The sequence below is a fragment of the Phytobacter ursingii genome (assembly GCF_001022135.1).
In the GTDB taxonomy this organism is placed as follows: Bacteria; Pseudomonadota; Gammaproteobacteria; order Enterobacterales; family Enterobacteriaceae; genus Phytobacter; species Phytobacter ursingii.
The window spans coordinates 4,552,735-4,574,080 of record NZ_CP011602.1 but is presented as its reverse complement, the minus strand read 5'-3'; the positions used below and the strand labels follow the sequence as shown (position 1 = coordinate 4,574,080).

Below are 21,346 nucleotides of genomic sequence, written 5' to 3'. Positions count from 1 at the left end.
CCATGAGGCCTTTTTTATTGTTGATTATTGAATAAAGGATGGGCTTTGTTGCTTAATCGTTTGCAACAGAGCAAAGGAGTTAGAAGATGAAATCCGCTTACATCAGCAAACAACGTCAGATCGTATTCGTGAAGTCGCATTTTTCCCGTCAGCTGGAAGAAAAACTGGGGCTAATTGAAGTTCAGGCACCCATTCTAAGCCGCGTAGGAGATGGGACTCAGGATAACCTGTCGGGCTGTGAAAAAGCGGTACAGGTAAAAGTCAAAAACCTGCCGGATGCGCAGTTTGAAGTGGTCCACTCCCTGGCTAAATGGAAACGTCAAACGCTGGGGCAACACGATTTCAGCGCGGGTGAAGGGCTGTACACGCACATGAAAGCCCTGCGACCGGATGAAGATCGTCTCTCTCCCATCCATTCTGTTTATGTTGATCAATGGGACTGGGAACGCGTACTGGGTGAAGGCGAACGCCACACCGGCACGCTGAGATCGACGGTTGAAGCCATCTATGCCGGGATCAAAGCAACCGAAGCGGCGGTGAGCAAAGAGTTTGGCCTGACTCCTTTCCTGCCTGAACAGATCCACTTCGTGCACAGTGAAGAGCTGCTGAGCCGCTATCCGGGACTGGATGCAAAAGGGCGCGAACGCGCAATAGCCAAAGATCTGGGTGCCGTATTTCTGATGGGCATTGGCGGGAAGCTTAGCAATGGTCAGCGCCACGATGTACGGGCCCCGGATTACGATGACTGGAGTACACCTGGTGAGAAGGGGTTGCGCGGCCTGAACGGCGATATTCTGGTGTGGAACCCGGTACTGGAAGATGCGCTTGAGCTCTCTTCTATGGGGATCCGCGTTGATGCTGACGCACTGAAACGCCAGCTTAACATCACCGACGATGAAGATCGTCTGCGTCTCGACTGGCACCAGGCGTTGTTGCGGGGCGATATGCCGCAAACTATCGGTGGCGGTATTGGGCAGTCTCGTTTGACGATGCTGCTGCTGCAACAGCCCCACATCGGACAGGTTCAGTGTGGCGTATGGCCTGCACAGGTTCGTGATACCGTCGACTCGTTACTGTAATTAGCGACGCCAGCGTCTGAGTAGACGGCTACGCATCCCGGTATCAAAGCGCCAGATATGATCGAAGATACGCATGATGCCGGGTTTTCCGTGTGTTGACATCGCCACCGCATGAAAACGGTGCTGGTGCACGGCCTGCAGTTCCTTGACCTTGCCAATCACATCGTCCGGCAGACGCTGGGCGATAAAGTCAGAGATAACCACCGCGTCGGCGTCATACCACTCTCCACCCTGCATACGTTCAATAATGGCGCGAAAACAGCTCGCTAAGTCCGTGCCGCCGCGAAAGCGTTGGCTCAGAAAGCGGATCGCGTGTTCCAGTCCCTGCTGGCAGGTCAGTTCGTAGCGCACGACCTCGCTGGAAAACAGCATAATATAGCAGCGTCGTTTGTCTGCCAGCGCCACGCGCATCAGCGCCAGGCAAAAGGCTTTTGCGCACTGTTCATTGAACCCGCCCATCGAACCGGATGTGTCTACACAAACGATGAACGGCCCGCGCGGCTGTTCATCGAAATCCTGATGAATCACCGGACGCTCAACGACTCTTTCCCGCCAGGCATCACCGTGAAGGCGGTAGGTCAGGAGCTGTTTTTCAACCAGCCGACGGTAGAACTCATACTCCAGTTCGGTAATGCCCAGCGTCGCCAGTTCAGGCGGCAACAGACGCAGGATGTCGTCACTTTGGTGCAGCCCGTCAACCTGCTCCGGTACGGTGGAAGGTTCGCGCACCAGCATACGGAAGGTTTCCATTGGCGCATCTTTGCGCGGAACAGATTTTGCCTCGCGGGAACGTCCAAGTTGTTCTGCCAGTTGCCTGAGTTCCGGCTGTTCCGTCAGGAAGTCGCCATATTTCACGATGAGCTGGTAGTCGCCGCGCTTGATTTGCCCGGCGCTCATATCCCATAACCGCCCGGCGGCATTTTCGTTTTCAATCAGTATCGGTTCAAGCTGACCGCTTAGCGTCATGCGTTCCTGTACTTCACTGAGTAATTGCTCACGCTCTCCTTCCAGCAACTGCTGGTTAAATGCGGTTGTCTGCACCACCAAACTCAGCCGCCAGCGCTGTAAGAAAAGCGTCTGTAGCGCTGGAGTAAAGGTCGGGTTGTCCTTCACCATTGCATTTGCCTGAGCGGCGAAAGGCGAGCGAAGCTTATCCAGAAGCGTCAGAATTTGCGGCAGCTGGACGATGAACTGTGATGTGGAAAGCAACTGGCTTTGCTGATAGCAGAGCACTTCTTCGGTCAGTTCTGGCGGTACCTGCGCCTCTTTGAGGTGATTTTTCAGCGCTTCACGCCAGCGCGGCACATCTTCGGTTATGACGTGCCGGAGTTTGGGGAATTTCTCGAAGAAAACAGCCAACTGGGGTGAGGCCAGTAAGGCAACGATAAGTTCTTCAACTATCGTCTCCTCACTGATGGCCAGTAGGGCATTCAACGCATCCAGTGTCAGCATTGAAGCGCCTGTTGTATCTGCGCGCGGACGTCCTGCAGGCTGGCTTCAATGCGGCCTAACCAGTCTGAGGGGATGAACAGACATTTTTGCTGTTCGCTAAAACGGGTGTGCTGCTGGTGCCAGAGCGTGTCCAGCGCGGCCAGTTGCTGCTTTATTTCTTCCGGCACCTGGGTTGCTGTTCCACCCGGTAAAGCAAGACGGGAGCCCTGCAAGCTGATATCGCGGATCAACAGATGCAGGCTGGTGTCAACTTCGAGGTTCAGGATCTGTGCGAAACCAATACCGTTAAGTTTGCCACGGATTTCGCCCCCTTTAACCAGCCACTGGGCCAGTGCGGCGCGTTCGATAGTCACATGATTGACCTGCAAGTCATGCAATTTTAAAGGCTGCTGGAGCAACAATGTCAGTGTGCTTTCTTGCAGCTCTTCCGGCAGATCGTAATGTGGACGACGGCTGAACATGCCGCCCTGACGCGAAACTTTAAGAGCGGTTTTGTCACTTTGCTGCTGCTGGATCTGAATGTTGCGCTGTGCGATAGCGCCCAATTGCGTCAGCATAGGTTGCTGCTGCCACGCGTGCCCGGTCATCAATATTTCCAGCTGATTTTGCATCAGGCGCATACTTTCAGCGTCATGCCACAGGCAGTCTTTCAGCAAGATCAAATCCACTGGGGCAACCGCATCGCGTCCGCTGAAAAAGGCGCTGGCTTGTAGCAAGCGAATGGCCTTTTTCCAGCGCCGGTCAGAGACATAAGGCGCAGTGGGTAGGTTATCAAGCTGCTGGCGTAGCATGAAAATCAGATCAAAAACGGCGTCGGGCAATTTCACCTGCACGATTTCCTGCTGCCAGCGCGCATATTCCTCATCACTGATTTGCAGGTCAGCCGGAACCGGGTTATCGCTTTCATCCTGCTGGCTGATGAGCATCGAGCGGAAATTACTCTTCTCCTGCACTTTATCGAGCCACAGGCGAATCAACATGCGGTCATAAAGTGCTTCGAGGCTGCTGTCAGCCTCGGGCAGTTCGTTAGACGCCGCCACCAGTAAACGCATGGGAATTTTCTCTTCCAGCGCGCCGTTGCGAAAGCGACGTTCGTTAATGGCAGTCAATAACGTATTCAGGATCGCCGGTCCGGCTTTCCAGATTTCGTCCAGAAACACAATCTCCGCTTCCGGAAGGTAGCCGTGCGTTAAGCGTTCATAACGCCCTTCATCTTTCAGCGCCTGAATCGAAAGAGGACCGAACACCTCCTCGGGGGTGGAGAAGCGGGTCATCAGGTATTCAAAAGCGCGGGCATTTTTAAAGGCGAATTTCAGGCGGCGGGCGATGAGGCTTTTGGCGATGCCCGGTGGACCGAGCAGGAAGACGCTTTCACCACTTAATGCGGCCAGCAGGCACAGGCGAATAGCGTGGCTACGCTCAAAAAGACCTTTTTCCAGCGCGCTGCTCAGGCGGGAAATTCTTTCTGCTAATAAATGTGAGTGAGCCATAATTGATTTGCATCCTTTCGCCGCGATTCCGGCTTGCAACTGCGAGTATAGACGTTTCGATAAAGGCTTGTAATAGACTGAACAACAGCATCATTTTCTTTGCGCCAGGTTAATACGGTCGCAATTAGGGGGTACGATTTCGTAAATAATCGTGCATACTGTGCGCTTTTTGTGGGCCAAGGGACTAAGCACACATTTGTCATTCAAACAAAAGATTAGTCTATGAGCACTGATAATAAGCAATCGTTGCCCGCGATAACACTCGCGGCTATTGGGGTTGTCTACGGTGATATTGGCACCAGCCCGCTTTATACACTTCGTGAATGTTTGTCAGGTCAATTTGGTTTTGGGGTTGAACGCGACGCCGTCTTCGGCTTTTTGTCGCTCATCTTCTGGCTGCTGATACTGGTCGTCTCGGTTAAATACCTTACTTTCGTCATGCGTGCAGATAACGCGGGTGAAGGTGGGATCTTAACGCTGATGTCGCTGGCTGGACGAAATACCTCCGCCAGAATGACCTCAGCGCTTGTTATCATGGGACTTATTGGCGGCAGCTTCTTCTATGGTGAAGTCGTTATTACGCCCGCCATCTCCGTGATGTCGGCGATAGAGGGGCTGGAAATCGTTGCACCATCGCTGGATACGTGGATTGTTCCGCTTTCCATTCTGGTGCTCACGCTGCTGTTCATGATCCAAAAGCACGGCACAGGGCTGGTGGGGAAACTTTTTGCTCCCATTATGCTGGCCTGGTTTTTGATTCTGGCGGTGCTGGGCGCGCGCGGTATTATCAGCAATCCTGAGGTGCTACAGGCGCTTAATCCGGCGTGGGCGGTTAATTTCTTCCTTCAATACAAAGCCGTCTCGTTTGTTGCGCTGGGCGCGGTGGTGCTTTCTATCACCGGGGTAGAGGCGTTATATGCGGATATGGGCCATTTCGGTAAGCTGCCTATTCGCCTTGCGTGGTTTATCGTGGTATTGCCATCTCTGGCGCTGAATTATTTTGGTCAGGGGGCGTTGCTGCTGAAAACCCCGGAAGCCATCAAAAACCCGTTCTTCCTGCTGGCGCCTGAGTGGGCACTGATTCCGATGTTGATCATCGCGACGCTGGCGACGGTCATTGCGTCTCAGGCGGTCATCTCGGGCGTGTTCTCTCTGACGCGTCAGGCCGTGCGTCTGGGCTATCTCTCGCCAATGCGCATTATCCATACCTCAGAGATGGAATCCGGTCAGATTTACATTCCCTTTATTAACTGGCTGCTCTACTTCGCGGTCGTTATCGTGATAGTCAGTTTTGAACACTCCAGTAACCTGGCGGCGGCGTATGGTATTGCGGTGACCGGTACGATGGTGCTGACGTCGATTCTTTCTATGACCGTGGCGCGTAAAAACTGGCACTGGAATAAAATGGTTGTGGGTCTGTTGCTTACGATGTTCCTGTGTATCGATGTGCCGCTTTTCTCGGCAAACCTTGATAAGTTGCTGTCTGGCGGCTGGTTACCGTTGAGTTTAGGTCTGGTTATGTTCATCGTGATGACCACATGGAAGAGTGAACGTTTCCGCCTGTTGCGCCGCATGCATGAGCATGGCAACTCACTGGAGGCGATGATTGCCTCACTGGAAAAATCCCCGCCGGTGCGAGTCCCAGGTACTGCGGTATATATGTCCCGCGCGTTGAATGTGATTCCGTTTGCTATGTTGCATAACCTGAAACATAACAAGGTGCTGCATGAACGCGTGATCCTGCTGACGCTGCGTACAGAAGATGCACCTTATGTGCATAACGTGCGTCGCGTGCAGATTGAGCAACTCTCGCCGACGTTCTGGCGCGTGGTGGCCAGCTACGGCTGGCGCGAAACGCCAAATGTGGAAGAGGTGTTCCACCGCTGCGGCCTGGAAGGGCTCAGTTGCCGCATGATGGAGACATCCTTCTTTATGTCTCATGAGTCGCTGATTGTGGGTAAACGGCCCTGGTATCTACGGCTGCGTGGCAAGCTATACCTGCTATTACAACGCAATGCGCTGCGTGCGCCGGACCAGTTTGAAATCCCCCCCAATCGGGTTATCGAGCTCGGTACGCAGGTCGAAATTTAATGCTTTTTAAAACCCCTCACCCGGAGGGGTTTTTGCTATTTATCTCCCGCAATTTTATTTAAGTAAGATAACTTTTGTTTTCTTTCTGCAACGCGCGCGAAACGTTTCGATTTCGATCACACTTCTGTAATGCCATGGTGGTTTTCTGAACATTCTCAGATCTACACTGAGATCAGCGAAACGTTTCGCTAATGGAGCATAAAAATGAAAAAAGGTACTGTTCTCAACGCTGAAATCTCGTCGGTCATCTCCCGTCTTGGGCATACCGATACGCTGGTGGTTTGTGATGCAGGCTTGCCTGTGCCGAAAAGTACCGCGCGTATTGATATGGCATTAACCCAGGGGGTTCCATCCTTTATGCAGGTACTGGAAGTGGTTACCACCGAGATGCAGGTTGAAGCAGCTATCCTCGCGTCGGAAATCGAACAGCAGAATCCACAGCTCCACGAAACGTTGCTCAGACATATTGAGCAGCTGCAGCAACATCAGGGGAATACCATAGAAGTTCGTTACGTTTCACACGAACAATTTAAAAAACACACCGCGGACAGTCAGGCGGTGATTCGCAGCGGGGAATGTTCCCCGTATGCGAATATTATTCTCTGTGCTGGCGTCACCTTCTGAGGCCATCATGGACGCATTACTGCAACTCAAAGGGATCGATAAAGCGTTCCCCGGCGTTAAAGCCTTATCCGGCGCCGCGTTAAATGTTTATCCAGGTCGCGTAATGGCGCTGGTAGGCGAAAATGGCGCAGGCAAATCCACGATGATGAAGGTCCTGACCGGGATCTATACCCGTGATGCCGGTTCATTACTGTGGCTGGGTAAAGAGACCACCTTTACCGGACCGAAATCCTCGCAAGAAGCCGGTATCGGCATTATTCACCAGGAACTCAACCTGATCCCGCAGCTCACCATTGCCGAGAACATCTTTATCGGCCGTGAATTCGTTAACCGCTTTGGCAAAATCGACTGGAAAAAGATGTATGCCGAAGCCGATAAGCTGCTGCTTAAACTGAATCTCCGCTTTAAAAGCGACAAGCTGGTAGGGGAACTTTCCATTGGCGATCAACAGATGGTCGAAATTGCGAAGGTCCTGAGCTATGAGTCGAAGGTCATCATAATGGATGAACCGACCGACGCCCTGACCGATACCGAAACGGAATCCCTGTTCCGCGTTATTCGCGAGCTGAAAGCGCAGGGGCGCGGGATCGTCTATATCTCTCATCGTATGAAAGAGATCTTCGAGATTTGCGACGACGTGACGGTGTTCCGTGACGGCCAGTTTATCGCCGAGCGTGAAGTGGCAACGCTGACCGAAGATACGCTTATCGAAATGATGGTCGGGCGCAAACTGGAAGAACAGTACCCGCGCCTCGATAAAACGCCGGGTGATATCCGTCTGAAAGTCGATAACTTATGCGGCCCGGGCGTGGACAATGTGAGCTTTACCCTGCGTAAAGGGGAGATTCTGGGTGTGGCGGGCCTGATGGGCGCCGGGCGCACTGAACTGATGAAAGTCCTTTATGGCGCGCTGCCGCGCACCAGTGGGAGCGTCACGCTGGATGGTCATGAAGTTGTGACCCGTTCACCGCAGGATGGTCTGGCGAACGGTATCGTCTACATCTCCGAAGATCGTAAGCGCGATGGTTTAGTGCTGGGCATGTCGGTTAAAGAGAATATGTCGCTGACGGCGCTGGGTTATTTCAGCCGTCCGGGTGGCAATTTAAAACATAAAGAAGAACAGCAGGCGGTGAGTGATTTCATTCGTCTGTTCAATGTCAAAACGCCGTCAATGGAACAGGCTATTGGCCTGCTTTCCGGTGGCAACCAGCAGAAAGTGGCTATCGCGCGCGGTTTGATGACGCGCCCGAAAGTGCTGATCCTCGATGAGCCGACGCGCGGTGTTGACGTCGGGGCGAAAAAAGAGATTTATCAGCTTATTAACCAGTTTAAGGCCGACGGCCTGAGTATCATTCTGGTGTCATCGGAGATGCCGGAAGTCTTAGGCATGAGCGATCGCATCATGGTGATGCATGAAGGGCATCTCGGCGGTGAATTCACGCGCGAGCAGGCCACTCAGGAAGTATTGATGGCTGCCGCAGTGGGCAAGCTTAATCGTGTGAATCAGGAGTAAAAAAGATGACTACCCAGGCTGTTTCTGGTCGCCGCTATTTCACCAAAGCGTGGTTGATGGAACAAAAATCGCTGATCGCTTTGCTGGTGTTGATTGCCATTGTGTCGACCATGAGTCCGAACTTTTTTACCGTCAATAACATGCTGAATATCCTGCAGCAGACCTCGGTTAACGCCATTATGGCGGTTGGCATGACGCTGGTCATTTTAACTTCCGGGATCGATCTGTCCGTCGGTTCTCTGCTGGCGTTGACCGGTGCGGTTGCCGCGTCGCTCGTCGGTATGGAAGTGAATGCGCTGGTGGCTGTCGCCGCCGCTCTGGCGCTGGGTGCAGCGATTGGCGCGGTAACCGGGACTATCGTGGCGAAAGGGCGAGTACAGGCGTTTATCGCAACCCTGGTCATGATGCTGTTACTGCGCGGTGTGACGCTGGTTTACACCAACGGGAGTCCAATCAATACCGGTTTTACGGACAATGCAGATGTCTTTGGCTGGTTCGGTATTGGTCGTCCGCTGGGGATCCCGACGCCGGTATGGATCATGGTGATTGTCTTTATCGCCACCTGGTATTTACTGCATCACACCCGCCTGGGCCGCTATATCTATGCACTTGGGGGAAATGAAGCAGCAACACGCTTGTCGGGTATCAGCGTCGATAAAGTCAAAGTGATTGTCTACTCTTTGTGTGGGCTTTTGGCATCGCTGGCGGGCATTATTGAAGTTGCACGCCTCTCCTCAGGGCAACCGACGGCAGGTACTGGCTATGAGCTGGATGCTATTGCCGCGGTGGTGTTGGGCGGTACCAGTCTGGCAGGCGGTAAAGGGCGTATCGTTGGGACATTGATCGGCGCATTAATTCTCGGCTTCCTGAATAATGGATTGAATTTGTTAAGCGTTTCCTCCTATTACCAGATGATCGTTAAAGCAGTGGTGATTCTGCTGGCGGTGCTGGTAGACAACAAAAAACAGTAATTACCTACACTACAGGACATCATGATATGAACATGAAAAAACTGGCCACTCTGGTTTCTGCTGTTGCACTGAGCGCCACCGTAAGCGCGAACGCGATGGCGAAAGACACGATTGCATTGGTTATTTCCACACTCAACAACCCATTCTTCGTCAGCCTAAAAGATGGCGCCCAGAAAGAAGCGGACAAACTGGGTTACGATCTGGTTGTGCTGGATTCTCAAAATAACCCGGCAAAAGAGCTGGCTAATGTGCAGGATTTAACGGTACGCGGTACCAAACTGCTGCTCATCAACCCGACTGATTCCGACGCTGTAGGTAATGCCGTGAAGATGGCGAATCAGGCAAACATTCCGGTTATCACCCTTGACCGCGCTGCTGCAAAAGGCGAAGTGGTAAGCCATATCGCTTCTGATAACGTGCTGGGCGGTAAAATTGCTGGCGACTACATTGCCAAGAAAGCAGGTGAAGGTGCGAAGGTTATCGAACTGCAGGGTATTGCCGGTACTTCTGCCGCCCGTGAGCGTGGTGAAGGCTTCCAGCAAGCTGTTGCAGCCCACAAATTTAATGTCCTGGCGAGCCAGCCGGCTGACTTTGATCGTACAAAAGGCTTGAACGTAATGCAGAACCTGCTGACGGCGCATCCGGATGTCCAGGCGGTATTTGCACAGAACGACGAAATGGCGCTGGGCGCGATGCGCGCGCTGCAAACTGCCGGTAAAACCGATGTGATGGTTGTTGGGTTTGACGGTACCCCTGATGGCGTAAAAGCCGTGAATGACGGCAAAATGGCGGCGACGATTGCTCAGCTTCCGGAAATGATTGGCGCGAAAGGCGTAGATACCGCAGCAGAGGTGCTGAAAGGTGAAAAAGTCCACGCGAAGATCCCGGTAGACCTGAAACTGGTTATCAAACAATAAAAATCGTCAGGCTATCTCACCGGGATAGCCTGAAAAAAGCATCAAGAAAAGCAGAGCTCGCGCCACCCGCTGGCGGGTGGCGCATTTTAATGGACAAGCTCATCATGAAAACCACAGGCAAACTTGTTGTTCTCGGTAGTATTAATGCCGATCACATTCTTAACCTTGACTCGTTTCCAACCCCCGGAGAGACCGTTACCGGCACGCAATATCAGATTGCATTTGGCGGTAAAGGCGCAAACCAGGCGGTGGCTGCCGGACGCAGCGGTGCGGATATTGCCTTTATTGCCTGTACGGGTGATGACGACACCGGTGAACGTGTCCGCCAGCAACTGATTAGCGACAATATCGATGTGGCGCCCGTTAGCGTGATCGCTAATGAGTCGACCGGCGTGGCACTGATTTTTGTTAATGGCGAAGGTGAGAATGTCATCGGTATTCATGCGGGGGCGAATGCGGCGCTCTCTCCGGCACTTGTTGATGCACAGCGTGAGCGTATTGCTCAGGCGTCCGCCCTGTTGATGCAGCTGGAATCTCCGGTAGAAAGCGTACTGGCAGCAGCGCGTATTGCCCATGAAAACCAGACTATTGTGGCGCTCAACCCCGCCCCGGCGCGTGAGCTTTCTGATGAACTGCTGGCGCTGGTGGATATCATCACACCTAATGAAACCGAAGCCGAAAAACTGACGGGTATTAATGTTGCCAGCGATGAGGATGCGGCGCGCGCGGCCCAGGCACTACATGCTAAAGGTATTGATACGGTCATCATTACGCTGGGAAGCCGTGGCGTCTGGGCGAGCGTGAAAGGCGACGGTCGTCGCGTGCCGGGCTTTAAAGTGAAAGCCATTGATACTATTGCAGCCGGTGATACGTTTAATGGCGCTTTGATGACCGCATTGCTGGAAAACCTCGCGCTGGATGAGGCTATTCGTTTTGCTCATGCGGCGGCGGCCATTGCTGTCACCCGCAAAGGCGCGCAACCGTCTGTTCCGTGGCGCAAAGAAATTGACGATTTCCTGGCTAAGCAGGGGTGATGATTGGCTACGATGAAGGATGTGGCCCGGATGGCGGGCGTATCGACGTCGACCGTTTCGCATGTCATCAATAAAGATCGCTTTGTCAGTGATGCTATTCGCGAAAAGGTGGAGTCCGCGATCAAGGCGCTCAACTATGCGCCGTCTGCGCTGGCGCGCAGTCTGAAAATCAATCAGACCCGCACTATCGGGATGCTGATTACCGCCAGTACCAACCCTTTCTACTCCGAGCTGGTGCGTGGAGTGGAACGTAGCTGCTTCGAACGTGGTTATAGCCTGGTGTTATGCAACACCGAAGGGGATGAGCAGCGCATGAACAGTAATCTGGAAACGCTGATGCAAAAGCGTGTCGATGGTTTGCTGCTTTTATGTACTGAAACCCATCAACCTTCACGGGAAATTCTGCAGCGTTATCCTTCGGTTCCCACTGTGATGATGGACTGGGCTCCTTTTGATGGAGACAGTGACCTTATTCAGGATAATTCTCTGCTCGGCGGCGATATGGCGACGCAGTATCTGATCAATAAAGGTCATACGCATATTGCTTGTATTGCTGGCCCGCTGGATAAAACCCCGGCTCGCCTGCGCCTCGAAGGGTATCGTGATGCGATGGCCCGCGCGGGTCTGACTATCCTTGACGGTAACGAAATTATCGGCAACTTCGAATTTAGCGGCGGCTTTGAAGCGATGCAGATGCTGCTGGCGCTGGAAGTACGCCCGCAGGCGGTATTTATTTGTAACGATGCGATGGCTGTGGGGGCTTACCTGGCGCTGTATCAGGCCGGACTACGTGTGCCGCAGGATATTGCCATTGTTGGTTATGACGACATTGAACTGGCGCAGTATATGACGCCGCCGCTCACCACTATTCATCAGCCGAAAGATGAACTGGGTGAGCTGGCGATCGATGTGCTGATTCACCGTATTTCTGACCCTACGCAACAGCAACAGCGGCTACAGCTTACGCCAGTGTTGATGGAGCGCGGTTCAGCGTAGTATTAATGCTTTTCTTTTATCAGGTTACGCCCATCTTTCGGCTTTAAGAGCATAAATGTCAGGGCAGATACCAGGGTAATTGCTCCCATTGTTACAAAAGTATAGTGAAACTGTTCCACGGTATTCGCGCTGTCGAACCCTTCATAAAATCGCAACACTGCCGCACTGACGGCGACACCAAGGCTGATGGAGAGCTGTTGCGTTACGGCCAGAACACTATTCCCGCTACTGGCGTTTTCGTCAGTCAGGTCGGCAAGCGTAATGGTGTTCATGGCGGTGAATTGCGTGGACATGGCCATCCCCAGAATGAATAGCGGTAAGATCAGCAACCACACTTCCATTGACGGTGATTGCAGAGAAAATTGCGCAATCATCAAACCGATAAACAGGGTAATACCAACCAGTGTTTTTCTGTAACCCAGACGGCGTAATACTTGGGTGACCAGTGATTTTGCCAGAATTGAACCCATTGCCGTTGGCGCCATCATGCATCCGGCAATCAGTGCAGGATAGCCAAACCCAACCTGTAGCATCAGCGGCATCAAAAAGGGCACACAGCCTGTCCCCAGTCGTGAAGCAATATTGCCAACAATACCGACAGAGAAAGTGCGCGTCTTAAATAGATTAAGCGAGATGAGCGGGGTAGGATGACGGCGCGCGTGGCGAATATAAAGAAGAAATAACAGCACACCGCTCAGAATAACGGCAGATGCCAGCCAGCTTGCGACAATTTTCTCGCCAAACAACTCCATGCCACTGGAAAACAGGACCAGGCTCAGGCCAAAGAGGAAAAAGCCGCTGGTATCGAAGCCCTTACGCGGTGTGGTGAAGTTCGGCATATATTTACGTGCATAGAAGATCCCGGCTATGCCAATCGGAATATTAATAAGGAAGATCCAATGCCAGCTTGCCCAGGTCACCAGTACGCCACCCAATACCGGGCCGAGGATGGGGCCAACCAGACCAGGCATGGTGACAAAATTAAGTACCGGCAGAAGCTCACTGCGTGGATAGGCGCGTAGCAGTGCCAGACGTGCAACCGGCATCATCATTGCGCCACCGATCCCCTGAATCACGCGAAAGCACACCAGCGCCCCGAGCGACGTCGAGAGCGCGCACGCCAGTGAACCCAGCGTAAAAAGGGTGACGGCCAACATGAAGACCCGCCGGGTACCAAACCGATCCGCCAGCCAGCCGCTTGCCGGAATCAACATGGCGACCGTCAGGGTATAACTGATAATGGCGGACTGCATAGCAAGAGGAGAACGATCAAGGCTCTGTGCGATAGCGGGTAGTGCGGTGTTCAGGATAGTGGCGTCCAGCGCCTGCATAAAGAAGGCCATGGCCGCAATCCACGGCAATCCGGCCATACTGCGAGCTTTCTTTTCAGTCATTCTTTGTCCTGTTATTTTGCCGTGGGCGCATTTGGCGTCTTCAACAGAGCCTGGCAAGCCTGAAAGGCATTTTCCCCATCGCTTTCCTGAATCGCGTCAACAATAGCCTGATGAAGATCGAGCTTTATAGCCTGGTCCTGAGTGATGGAAGTGAAGTAGGTATGGTATATAGAATGAAACAGCGTAGCGAAAGAGATGAGAAAAGGATTAGCACTCATCGTATAGATGTGTTCGTGCCAGGCCATATCAACTTCAATCCAGCGCTCACGGTTAAAGTGCTTTTTCAGATACACCATCTCTTCCATTAATGTATTGAGATGCGCTTTTTGTTCCGCACTTCCTGATTGTGCCGCCAACTGGCACGCCTGTGGTTCGAGACTGCTACGCATAATAAGGAAGTGCTGAATGACTTCGTGAAAATTATCCTCACTCATCCACCAGACCAGTAATTCTTTATCAAGGAAATTCCAGTTTTCCCTGGGCATTACCCGGGTACCGATTCTCGGACGAGGAAGTACCATACCTTTCGCCGTTAATGTCTTTACCGCCTCCCTGACCGCCGTACGACTTACGCCGAACTGTTCACCCAACTCCATCTCACCAGGCAAAATGCTGCCCGGGGCATAATCACCTCTCAGGATTTGCTGTGCCAGTTTTTCCGCCAGCACCCATGAGAGATTTTTTTGCGCGGCAAGCTGTTGTGCGTTCAAAGACATTTATTGCTTCCTTTTGTTCTTATTCACTCTTTAGTATGCCACCGGGGCTATTCCTGTGGTGGCAAAAACAGCAAAACAGGCCTTTTACGGTGCTTTTTGCCGCGTCTTGTTGAAAAAAGAGACGGTTAAAAACTTTTTTTAAATTTATGCTTGTCACTTCACAAGAACTCCCTATAATGCGCCTCCACTGACACGGAACAACGGCAAACAAGCCGCCGGGTCAGCGGGGTTCTCCTGAGAGTCCCGACAGAGAAAAGCGAAAATAAACGCTTGACTCTGAAAGAGGAAAGCGTAATATACGCCACCTCGCAACGGTGAGCGAAAGCCGCGTTGCACTGCTCTTTAACAATTTATCAGACAATCTGTGTGGGCACTCAAAGTGACATGGATTCTTAACGTCCCCGGACGATAAATGAATACCAAGTCTCTGGAGTGAACACGTAATTCATTACGAAGTTTAATTCTAAGAGCATCAAACTTTTAAATTGAAGAGTTTGATCATGGCTCAGATTGAACGCTGGCGGCAGGCCTAACACATGCAAGTCGAACGGTAGCACAGAGGAGCTTGCTCCTCGGGTGACGAGTGGCGGACGGGTGAGTAATGTCTGGGAAACTGCCCGATGGAGGGGGATAACTACTGGAAACGGTAGCTAATACCGCATAACGTCGCAAGACCAAAGAGGGGGACCTTCGGGCCTCTTGCCATCGGATGTGCCCAGATGGGATTAGCTAGTAGGTGGGGTAATGGCTCACCTAGGCGACGATCCCTAGCTGGTCTGAGAGGATGACCAGCCACACTGGAACTGAGACACGGTCCAGACTCCTACGGGAGGCAGCAGTGGGGAATATTGCACAATGGGCGCAAGCCTGATGCAGCCATGCCGCGTGTGTGAAGAAGGCCTTCGGGTTGTAAAGCACTTTCAGCGGGGAGGAAGGCGATACGGTTAATAACCGTGTTGATTGACGTTACCCGCAGAAGAAGCACCGGCTAACTCCGTGCCAGCAGCCGCGGTAATACGGAGGGTGCAAGCGTTAATCGGAATTACTGGGCGTAAAGCGCACGCAGGCGGTCTGTCAAGTCGGATGTGAAATCCCCGGGCTCAACCTGGGAACTGCATTCGAAACTGGCAGGCTTGAGTCTTGTAGAGGGGGGTAGAATTCCAGGTGTAGCGGTGAAATGCGTAGAGATCTGGAGGAATACCGGTGGCGAAGGCGGCCCCCTGGACAAAGACTGACGCTCAGGTGCGAAAGCGTGGGGAGCAAACAGGATTAGATACCCTGGTAGTCCACGCCGTAAACGATGTCGACTTGGAGGTTGTGCCCTTGAGGCGTGGCTTCCGGAGCTAACGCGTTAAGTCGACCGCCTGGGGAGTACGGCCGCAAGGTTAAAACTCAAATGAATTGACGGGGGCCCGCACAAGCGGTGGAGCATGTGGTTTAATTCGATGCAACGCGAAGAACCTTACCTGGTCTTGACATCCACGGAATTCGGCAGAGATGCCTTAGTGCCTTCGGGAACCGTGAGACAGGTGCTGCATGGCTGTCGTCAGCTCGTGTTGTGAAATGTTGGGTTAAGTCCCGCAACGAGCGCAACCCTTATCCTTTGTTGCCAGCGGTCCGGCCGGGAACTCAAAGGAGACTGCCAGTGATAAACTGGAGGAAGGTGGGGATGACGTCAAGTCATCATGGCCCTTACGACCAGGGCTACACACGTGCTACAATGGCGCATACAAAGAGAAGCGACCTCGCGAGAGCAAGCGGACCTCATAAAGTGCGTCGTAGTCCGGATTGGAGTCTGCAACTCGACTCCATGAAGTCGGAATCGCTAGTAATCGTGGATCAGAATGCCACGGTGAATACGTTCCCGGGCCTTGTACACACCGCCCGTCACACCATGGGAGTGGGTTGCAAAAGAAGTAGGTAGCTTAACCTTCGGGAGGGCGCTTACCACTTTGTGATTCATGACTGGGGTGAAGTCGTAACAAGGTAACCGTAGGGGAACCTGCGGTTGGATCACCTCCTTACCTTAAAGAACCTGCCTTTGCAGTGCTCACACAGATTGTCTGATGAAAAGTGAATAGCAAGGCGTCTTGCGAAGCAGACTTCAGTGTCCCCTTCGTCTAGAGGCCCAGGACACCGCCCTTTCACGGCGGTAACAGGGGTTCGAATCCCCTAGGGGACGCCACTTGCTGGTTGTGTGAGTGAAAGTCGCCTGCCCTACTATCTCAAAACTGACTCACGAGTCATGTTTGAGATATTTGCTCTTTAAAAATCTGGATCAAGCTGAAAATTGAAACGACACACAGTGTCTGTTCTCCGTAATAAGAACAGATGACGGTGTGTTCGAGTCTCTCAAATTTTTACAGCGCGAGAATGAATCGAAAGAAACATCTTCGGGTTGTGAGGTTAAGCGACTAAGCGTACACGGTGGATGCCCTGGCAGTCAGAGGCGATGAAGGACGTGCTAATCTGCGAAAAGCGCCGGCGAGGTGATATGAACCTTTGACCCGGCGATGTCCGAATGGGGAAACCCAGTGTGTTTCGACACACTATCATTAACTGAATCCATAGGTTAATGAGGCGAACCGGGGGAACTGAAACATCTAAGTACCCCGAGGAAAAGAAATCAACCGAGATTCCCCCAGTAGCGGCGAGCGAACGGGGAGCAGCCCAGAGCCTGAATCAGCTTGTGTGTTAGTGGAAGCGTCTGGAAAGTCGCGCGATACAGGGTGACAGCCCCGTACACGAAAGCACACAGGCTGTGAGCTCGATGAGTAGGGCGGGACACGTGGTATCCTGTCTGAATATGGGGGGACCATCCTCCAAGGCTAAATACTCCTGACTGACCGATAGTGAACCAGTACCGTGAGGGAAAGGCGAAAAGAACCCCGGCGAGGGGAGTGAAAAAGAACCTGAAACCGTGTACGTACAAGCAGTGGGAGCACCTTCGTGGTGTGACTGCGTACCTTTTGTATAATGGGTCAGCGACTTATATTCTGTAGCAAGGTTAACCGAATAGGGGAGCCGAAGGGAAACCGAGTCTTAACTGGGCGTTAAGTTGCAGGGTATAGACCCGAAACCCGGTGATCTAGCCATGGGCAGGTTGAAGGTTGGGTAACACTAACTGGAGGACCGAACCGACTAATGTTGAAAAATTAGCGGATGACTTGTGGCTGGGGGTGAAAGGCCAATCAAACCGGGAGATAGCTGGTTCTCCCCGAAAGCTATTTAGGTAGCGCCTCGTGAATTCATCTCCGGGGGTAGAGCACTGTTTCGGCTAGGGGGCCATCCCGGCTTACCAACCCGATGCAAACTACGAATACCGGAGAATGTTATCACGGGAGACACACGGCGGGTGCTAACGTCCGTCGTGAAGAGGGAAACAACCCAGACCGCCAGCTAAGGTCCCAAAGTCATGGTTAAGTGGGAAACGATGTGGGAAGGCACAGACAGCCAGGATGTTGGCTTAGAAGCAGCCATCATTTAAAGAAAGCGTAATAGCTCACTGGTCGAGTCGGCCTGCGCGGAAGATGTAACGGGGCTAAACCATGCACCGAAGCTGCGGCAGCGACACTATGTGTTGTTGGGTAGGGGAGCGTTCTGTAAGCCTGCGAAGGTGTGCTGTGAGGCATGCTGGAGGTATCAGAAGTGCGAATGCTGACATAAGTAACGATAAAGCGGGTGAAAAGCCCGCTCGCCGGAAGACCAAGGGTTCCTGTCCAACGTTAATCGGGGCAGGGTGAGTCGACCCCTAAGGCGAGGCCGAAAGGCGTAGTCGATGGGAAACAGGTTAATATTCCTGTACTTGGTGTTACTGCGAAGGGGGGACGGAGAAGGCTATGTTAGCCGGGCGACGGTTGTCCCGGTTTAAGCATGTAGGCTGATTATCCAGGCAAATCCGGATAATCAAGGCTGAGGTGTGATGACGAGTCACTACGGTGATGAAGTAACAAATGCCCTGCTTCCAGGAAAAGCCTCTAAGCATCAGGTAACATCAAATCGTACCCCAAACCGACACAGGTGGTCAGGTAGAGAATACCAAGGCGCTTGAGAGAACTCGGGTGAAGGAACTAGGCAAAATGGTGCCGTAACTTCGGGAGAAGGCACGCTGATATGTAGGTGAAGTCCCTGCGGACGGAGCTGAAATCAGTCGAAGATACCAGCTGGCTGCAACTGTTTATTAAAAACACAGCACTGTGCAAACACGAAAGTGGACGTATACGGTGTGACGCCTGCCCGGTGCCGGAAGGTTAATTGATGGGGTTATCCGTAAGGAGAAGCTCTTGATCGAAGCCCCGGTAAACGGCGGCCGTAACTATAACGGTCCTAAGGTAGCGAAATTCCTTGTCGGGTAAGTTCCGACCTGCACGAATGGCGTAATGATGGCCAGGCTGTCTCCACCCGAGACTCAGTGAAATTGAACTCGCTGTGAAGATGCAGTGTACCCGCGGCAAGACGGAAAGACCCCGTGAACCTTTACTATAGCTTGACACTGAACATTGAGCCTTGATGTGTAGGATAGGTGGGAGGCTTTGAAGTGTGGACGCCAGTCTGCATGGAGCCAACCTTGAAATACCACCCTTTAATGTTTGATGTTCTAACGTGGACCCGTAATCCGGGTTGCGGACAGTGTCTGGTGGGTAGTTTGACTGGGGCGGTCTCCTCCCAAAGAGTAACGGAGGAGCACGAAGGTTGGCTAATCCTGGTCGGACATCAGGAGGTTAGTGCAATGGCATAAGCCAGCTTGACTGCGAGCGTGACGGCGCGAGCAGGTGCGAAAGCAGGTCATAGTGATCCGGTGGTTCTGAATGGAAGGGCCATCGCTCAACGGATAAAAGGTACTCCGGGGATAACAGGCTGATACCGCCCAAGAGTTCATATCGACGGCGGTGTTTGGCACCTCGATGTCGGCTCATCACATCCTGGGGCTGAAGTAGGTCCCAAGGGTATGGCTGTTCGCCATTTAAAGTGGTACGCGAGCTGGGTTTAGAACGTCGTGAGACAGTTCGGTCCCTATCTGCCGTGGGCGCTGGAAGATTGAGGGGGGCTGCTCCTAGTACGAGAGGACCGGAGTGGACGCATCACTGGTGTTCGGGTTGTCATGCCAATGGCATTGCCCGGTAGCTACATGCGGAAGAGATAAGTGCTGAAAGCATCTAAGCACGAAACTTGCCCCGAGATGAGTCTTCCCTTGTCCTTTAAGGACACTAAAGGAACGTTGAAGACGACGACGTTGATAGGCCGGGTGTGTAAGCGCAGCGATGCGTTGAGCTAACCGGTACTAATGAACCGTGAGGCTTAACCTTACAACGCCGAAGATGTTTTGGCGGATTTGAGAGAAGATTTTCAGCGTGATTACAGATTACATCAGAACGCAAAGCGCGGTCTGATAGACAGAATTTGCCTGGCGGCTTTAGCGCGGTGGTCCCACCTGACCCCATGCCGAACTCAGAAGTGAAACGCCGTAGCGCCGATGGTAGTGTGGGGTCTCCCCATGTGAGAGTAGGGAACTGCCAGGCATCAAACCAGTGAAAAGGTCATCCGAAAGGATGGCCTTTTTGCGTTTCTGTGTTTTCATTCATCGCCCAGCCCTTTGCTTTTGGAAGTTTGCAATCTCCCTTATCGCCCTAACCAGCGCATAATAAATGCCGTGATTTGCGGTATATCATTGATATCTAAAAGCGGGACATCCACGGTCAGCGGAACATCGCTGGCGATTGCGATGACATGTTTATCGATAGTAAGTTCTTCTTCGCTGTGTCCACAGTCCTGACGAAACAGTAAGATCTTAGCGACGACTTCGTGCTTAAAGCCCTCAACAAGTACCATATCCAGCCTGGAAGCATCCATTCTGCTCATCAAATACGCTAAATTCAGCTCGGGCTCATCCGGCGTTTCTGTCATCAAGGCCCAGCGTTGCGAACTGGCTACGATAGTTTGCGCTGCACCGGCTTTACGTAATTCATAACTGTCCTTCCCGGGCTTATCAATATCCATATTATGATGAGTGTGCTTGATTAGACCCGGGCGGATCCCGTGTTCGCATAATGCAGGAATCAGCTTTTTAAGTAGCGTCGTCTTTCCGGTACCACTCCATGCGGCAATAGCCAGTGCGGGTATCATGCTTTCTCCTGCCAGTGCGCCAGATCTTCCGGTGTATTCACGTTCACAAAGCTTTCCTTTTTATCGCTAAAATCGACGGAATGCCCACCGACTTCCCGCATAAACAACATGACCCGACGTTCTCCCCGGCTCAGGTAATCTTGCAGTAGTGGTGCATTGGCTCGGTTCACCAGGACTATGGTTGGATGATCTCGTTCGCCATCATGTACCCACACCGGATTGGTGTTCTGACATTCTGCACTCAATCTCTCGACCAAATCGTCCGGAATATAAGGTGTATCGCAAGGAGAAAACAGAAACCACTCACTCTCGCACTGTTGCATAACAGACAGCATACCTGCCAGTGGCCCCGGAAAATCAGCTAATTGATCTTCGATGACGAGTAAACCGCTTGCCCGGTAGCATTCCATATTACGGTTTGCACTAATCACAATATGCTCAACCTGGGGTGCCATCGCGTGCGCGACGTATTCCCACAGTGGCTTACCTTTTAGCGACAGTAATCCTTTGTCCTGACCTCCCATTCTGGAGGCTTTACCGCCTGCGAGTATCACACCCGTTACCACGTCCTTTTTAATCAACCTTATCGCCTCTTTTATTGTGGATTTGACCCTGATAACGTGTCTGTACCAAGAGTAAGGAGCACCACTATGAAATGTAAACGTCTGAATGAACTTATTGAACTCCTCCAGCCTGCGTGGCAGAAAGAACCTGAATTAAACCTGATACAATTTTTGCAGAAACTGGCGAATGAATCAGGTTATGAAGGCGAGCTTACCGATTTAAGCGACGACATTCTGATTTATCACCTGAAAATGCGTGACTCAGATAAAGATGCGGTTATTCCGGGTATTAAGAAAGATTATGAGGAAGATTTTAAAACTGCTTTGCTCCGCGCCCGTGGCGTAATTAAAGAGTAAAAGCTTGTAAGGGAAGCCACCGAAAG

15 protein-coding genes, 1 tRNA gene and 3 rRNA genes are annotated in these 21,346 nt (G+C 52.3%); 13 read left to right on the top strand and 6 right to left on the bottom strand.

Annotated features, from left to right (window positions below; genetic code table 11):
• The first annotated feature begins 86 nt into the window (after nt 1-86).
• A complete protein-coding gene (asnA, locus tag AB182_RS25105) occupies nt 87-1,079 on the top strand; it encodes an aspartate--ammonia ligase (protein WP_047372444.1) in 993 nt (330 codons plus the stop codon).
• Here asnA and viaA read toward each other — a convergent pair whose 3' ends face one another.
• Nucleotides 1,080-2,531, bottom strand: coding sequence for an ATPase RavA stimulator ViaA (viaA, locus tag AB182_RS25100; RefSeq protein ID WP_047372443.1), 1,452 nt, complete (start codon nt 2,529-2,531; stop codon nt 1,080-1,082).
• Nucleotides 2,525-4,021: an ATPase RavA gene (gene ravA / locus AB182_RS25095; RefSeq protein WP_047372442.1), complete on the bottom strand. Its 1,497-nt coding sequence runs from the start codon at nt 4,019-4,021 to the stop codon at nt 2,525-2,527. Before ravA ends, viaA begins: the two co-directional genes overlap by 7 nt.
• A 222-nt stretch (nt 4,022-4,243) precedes the next feature.
• Here ravA and kup point away from each other — a divergent pair, with 222 nt between their 5' ends.
• The 7 genes from kup (at nt 4,244) to rbsR (ending at nt 12,167) form a co-directional block, all read left to right on the top strand.
• Nucleotides 4,244-6,112, top strand: coding sequence for a low affinity potassium transporter Kup (kup, locus tag AB182_RS25090; protein ID WP_047372441.1), 1,869 nt, complete (start codon nt 4,244-4,246; stop codon nt 6,110-6,112).
• A gap of 204 nt (nt 6,113-6,316) precedes the next feature.
• Nucleotides 6,317-6,736: a D-ribose pyranase gene (rbsD, locus tag AB182_RS25085; protein WP_047372440.1), complete on the top strand. Its 420-nt coding sequence runs from the start codon at nt 6,317-6,319 to the stop codon at nt 6,734-6,736.
• A gap of 7 nt (nt 6,737-6,743) precedes the next feature.
• A complete protein-coding gene (gene rbsA / locus AB182_RS25080; RefSeq protein WP_047372439.1) occupies nt 6,744-8,249 on the top strand; it encodes a ribose ABC transporter ATP-binding protein RbsA in 1,506 nt (501 codons plus the stop codon).
• Between the two features lie 5 nt (nt 8,250-8,254).
• Nucleotides 8,255-9,220 (top strand): ribose ABC transporter permease, encoded by a 966-nt coding sequence (gene rbsC / locus AB182_RS25075; RefSeq protein ID WP_047372438.1) that lies wholly within the window; start codon nt 8,255-8,257, stop codon nt 9,218-9,220.
• Between the two features lie 26 nt (nt 9,221-9,246).
• The gene (gene rbsB / locus AB182_RS25070) at nt 9,247-10,137 is read left to right on the top strand and encodes a ribose ABC transporter substrate-binding protein RbsB (protein WP_047372437.1); all 891 of its coding nucleotides are present in this window, start codon (nt 9,247-9,249) and stop codon (nt 10,135-10,137) included.
• Nucleotides 10,138-10,241: 104 nt separating this feature from the next.
• Complete coding sequence (gene rbsK, locus AB182_RS25065) at nt 10,242-11,171, top strand: ribokinase (RefSeq protein ID WP_047373438.1); 930 nt, start codon at nt 10,242-10,244, stop codon at nt 11,169-11,171.
• A 3-nt stretch (nt 11,172-11,174) separates the two neighbouring features.
• Complete coding sequence (rbsR, locus tag AB182_RS25060) at nt 11,175-12,167, top strand: ribose operon transcriptional repressor RbsR (protein ID WP_103281038.1); 993 nt, start codon at nt 11,175-11,177, stop codon at nt 12,165-12,167.
• A gap of 2 nt (nt 12,168-12,169) precedes the next feature.
• On the opposite strand, the gene mdtD is transcribed toward rbsR, so the two are convergent.
• Together mdtD and AB182_RS25050 are read right to left on the bottom strand one after the other, a co-directional pair.
• Nucleotides 12,170-13,561 carry a multidrug transporter subunit MdtD gene (gene mdtD, locus AB182_RS25055; protein WP_047372435.1) on the bottom strand — a complete coding sequence of 464 codons (1,392 nt, stop codon included), beginning with the start codon at nt 13,559-13,561 and terminating at the stop codon, nt 12,170-12,172.
• An 11-nt stretch (nt 13,562-13,572) separates the two neighbouring features.
• The gene (locus tag AB182_RS25050; RefSeq protein WP_047372434.1) at nt 13,573-14,277 is read right to left on the bottom strand and encodes a FadR/GntR family transcriptional regulator; all 705 of its coding nucleotides are present in this window, start codon (nt 14,275-14,277) and stop codon (nt 13,573-13,575) included.
• Nucleotides 14,278-14,759: 482 nt separating this feature from the next.
• Here AB182_RS25050 and AB182_RS25045 point away from each other — a divergent pair.
• The 4 genes from AB182_RS25045 to rrf all read left to right on the top strand — a co-directional run bounded on the left by AB182_RS25045 (nt 14,760) and on the right by rrf (nt 19,796).
• Nucleotides 14,760-16,301, top strand: a 16S ribosomal RNA gene (locus AB182_RS25045).
• A gap of 85 nt (nt 16,302-16,386) precedes the next feature.
• Nucleotides 16,387-16,462, top strand: a tRNA-Glu gene (locus AB182_RS25040).
• A gap of 219 nt (nt 16,463-16,681) precedes the next feature.
• Nucleotides 16,682-19,583: ribosomal RNA gene (locus tag AB182_RS25035) — 23S ribosomal RNA — on the top strand.
• Nucleotides 19,584-19,680: 97 nt separating this feature from the next.
• Nucleotides 19,681-19,796 (top strand): 5S ribosomal RNA (gene rrf, locus AB182_RS25030).
• Together the 16S, 23S and 5S rRNA genes with 1 tRNA gene alongside form the textbook arrangement of a ribosomal RNA operon.
• A gap of 100 nt (nt 19,797-19,896) precedes the next feature.
• Here rrf and mobB read toward each other — a convergent pair.
• Nucleotides 19,897-20,400 carry a molybdopterin-guanine dinucleotide biosynthesis protein MobB gene (gene mobB / locus AB182_RS25025; RefSeq protein ID WP_120785426.1) on the bottom strand — a complete coding sequence of 168 codons (504 nt, stop codon included), beginning with the start codon at nt 20,398-20,400 and terminating at the stop codon, nt 19,897-19,899.
• Nucleotides 20,397-20,924 (bottom strand): molybdenum cofactor guanylyltransferase MobA, encoded by a 528-nt coding sequence (gene mobA, locus AB182_RS25020; RefSeq protein ID WP_047373437.1) that lies wholly within the window; start codon nt 20,922-20,924, stop codon nt 20,397-20,399. Before mobA ends, mobB begins: the two co-directional genes overlap by 4 nt.
• 126 nt (nt 20,925-21,050) lie before the next feature.
• On the opposite strand from mobA, the gene AB182_RS25015 reads away from it, so the two are divergent.
• Nucleotides 21,051-21,320, top strand: a complete 270-nt coding sequence (locus AB182_RS25015) for a YihD family protein (RefSeq protein ID WP_047372432.1) — start codon at nt 21,051-21,053, stop codon at nt 21,318-21,320.
• Nucleotides 21,321-21,346: the final 26 nt, after the last annotated feature.

Bases quoted from the DNA above. Each gene is read 5' to 3' on its own strand.
- ravA (WP_047372442.1), bottom strand. From the start codon at position 4,021: ATGGCTCACTCACATTTATTAGCAGAAAGAATTTCCCGCCTGAGCAGC.
- mobA (WP_047373437.1), bottom strand. From the start codon at position 20,924: ATGGGAGGTCAGGACAAAGGATTACTGTCGCTAAAAGGTAAGCCACTG.
- rbsB (WP_047372437.1), top strand. From the start codon at position 9,247: ATGAACATGAAAAAACTGGCCACTCTGGTTTCTGCTGTTGCACTGAGC.
- rbsK (WP_047373438.1), top strand. From the start codon at position 10,242: ATGAAAACCACAGGCAAACTTGTTGTTCTCGGTAGTATTAATGCCGAT.
- AB182_RS25050 (WP_047372434.1), bottom strand. From the start codon at position 14,277: ATGTCTTTGAACGCACAACAGCTTGCCGCGCAAAAAAATCTCTCATGG.
- viaA (WP_047372443.1), bottom strand. From the start codon at position 2,531: ATGCTGACACTGGATGCGTTGAATGCCCTACTGGCCATCAGTGAGGAG.
- rbsA (WP_047372439.1), top strand. From the start codon at position 6,744: ATGGACGCATTACTGCAACTCAAAGGGATCGATAAAGCGTTCCCCGGC.
- mobB (WP_120785426.1), bottom strand. From the start codon at position 20,400: ATGATACCCGCACTGGCTATTGCCGCATGGAGTGGTACCGGAAAGACG.
- kup (WP_047372441.1), top strand. From the start codon at position 4,244: ATGAGCACTGATAATAAGCAATCGTTGCCCGCGATAACACTCGCGGCT.
- rbsD (WP_047372440.1), top strand. From the start codon at position 6,317: ATGAAAAAAGGTACTGTTCTCAACGCTGAAATCTCGTCGGTCATCTCC.
- asnA (WP_047372444.1), top strand. From the start codon at position 87: ATGAAATCCGCTTACATCAGCAAACAACGTCAGATCGTATTCGTGAAG.
- rbsC (WP_047372438.1), top strand. From the start codon at position 8,255: ATGACTACCCAGGCTGTTTCTGGTCGCCGCTATTTCACCAAAGCGTGG.
- AB182_RS25015 (WP_047372432.1), top strand. From the start codon at position 21,051: ATGAAATGTAAACGTCTGAATGAACTTATTGAACTCCTCCAGCCTGCG.
- mdtD (WP_047372435.1), bottom strand. From the start codon at position 13,561: ATGACTGAAAAGAAAGCTCGCAGTATGGCCGGATTGCCGTGGATTGCG.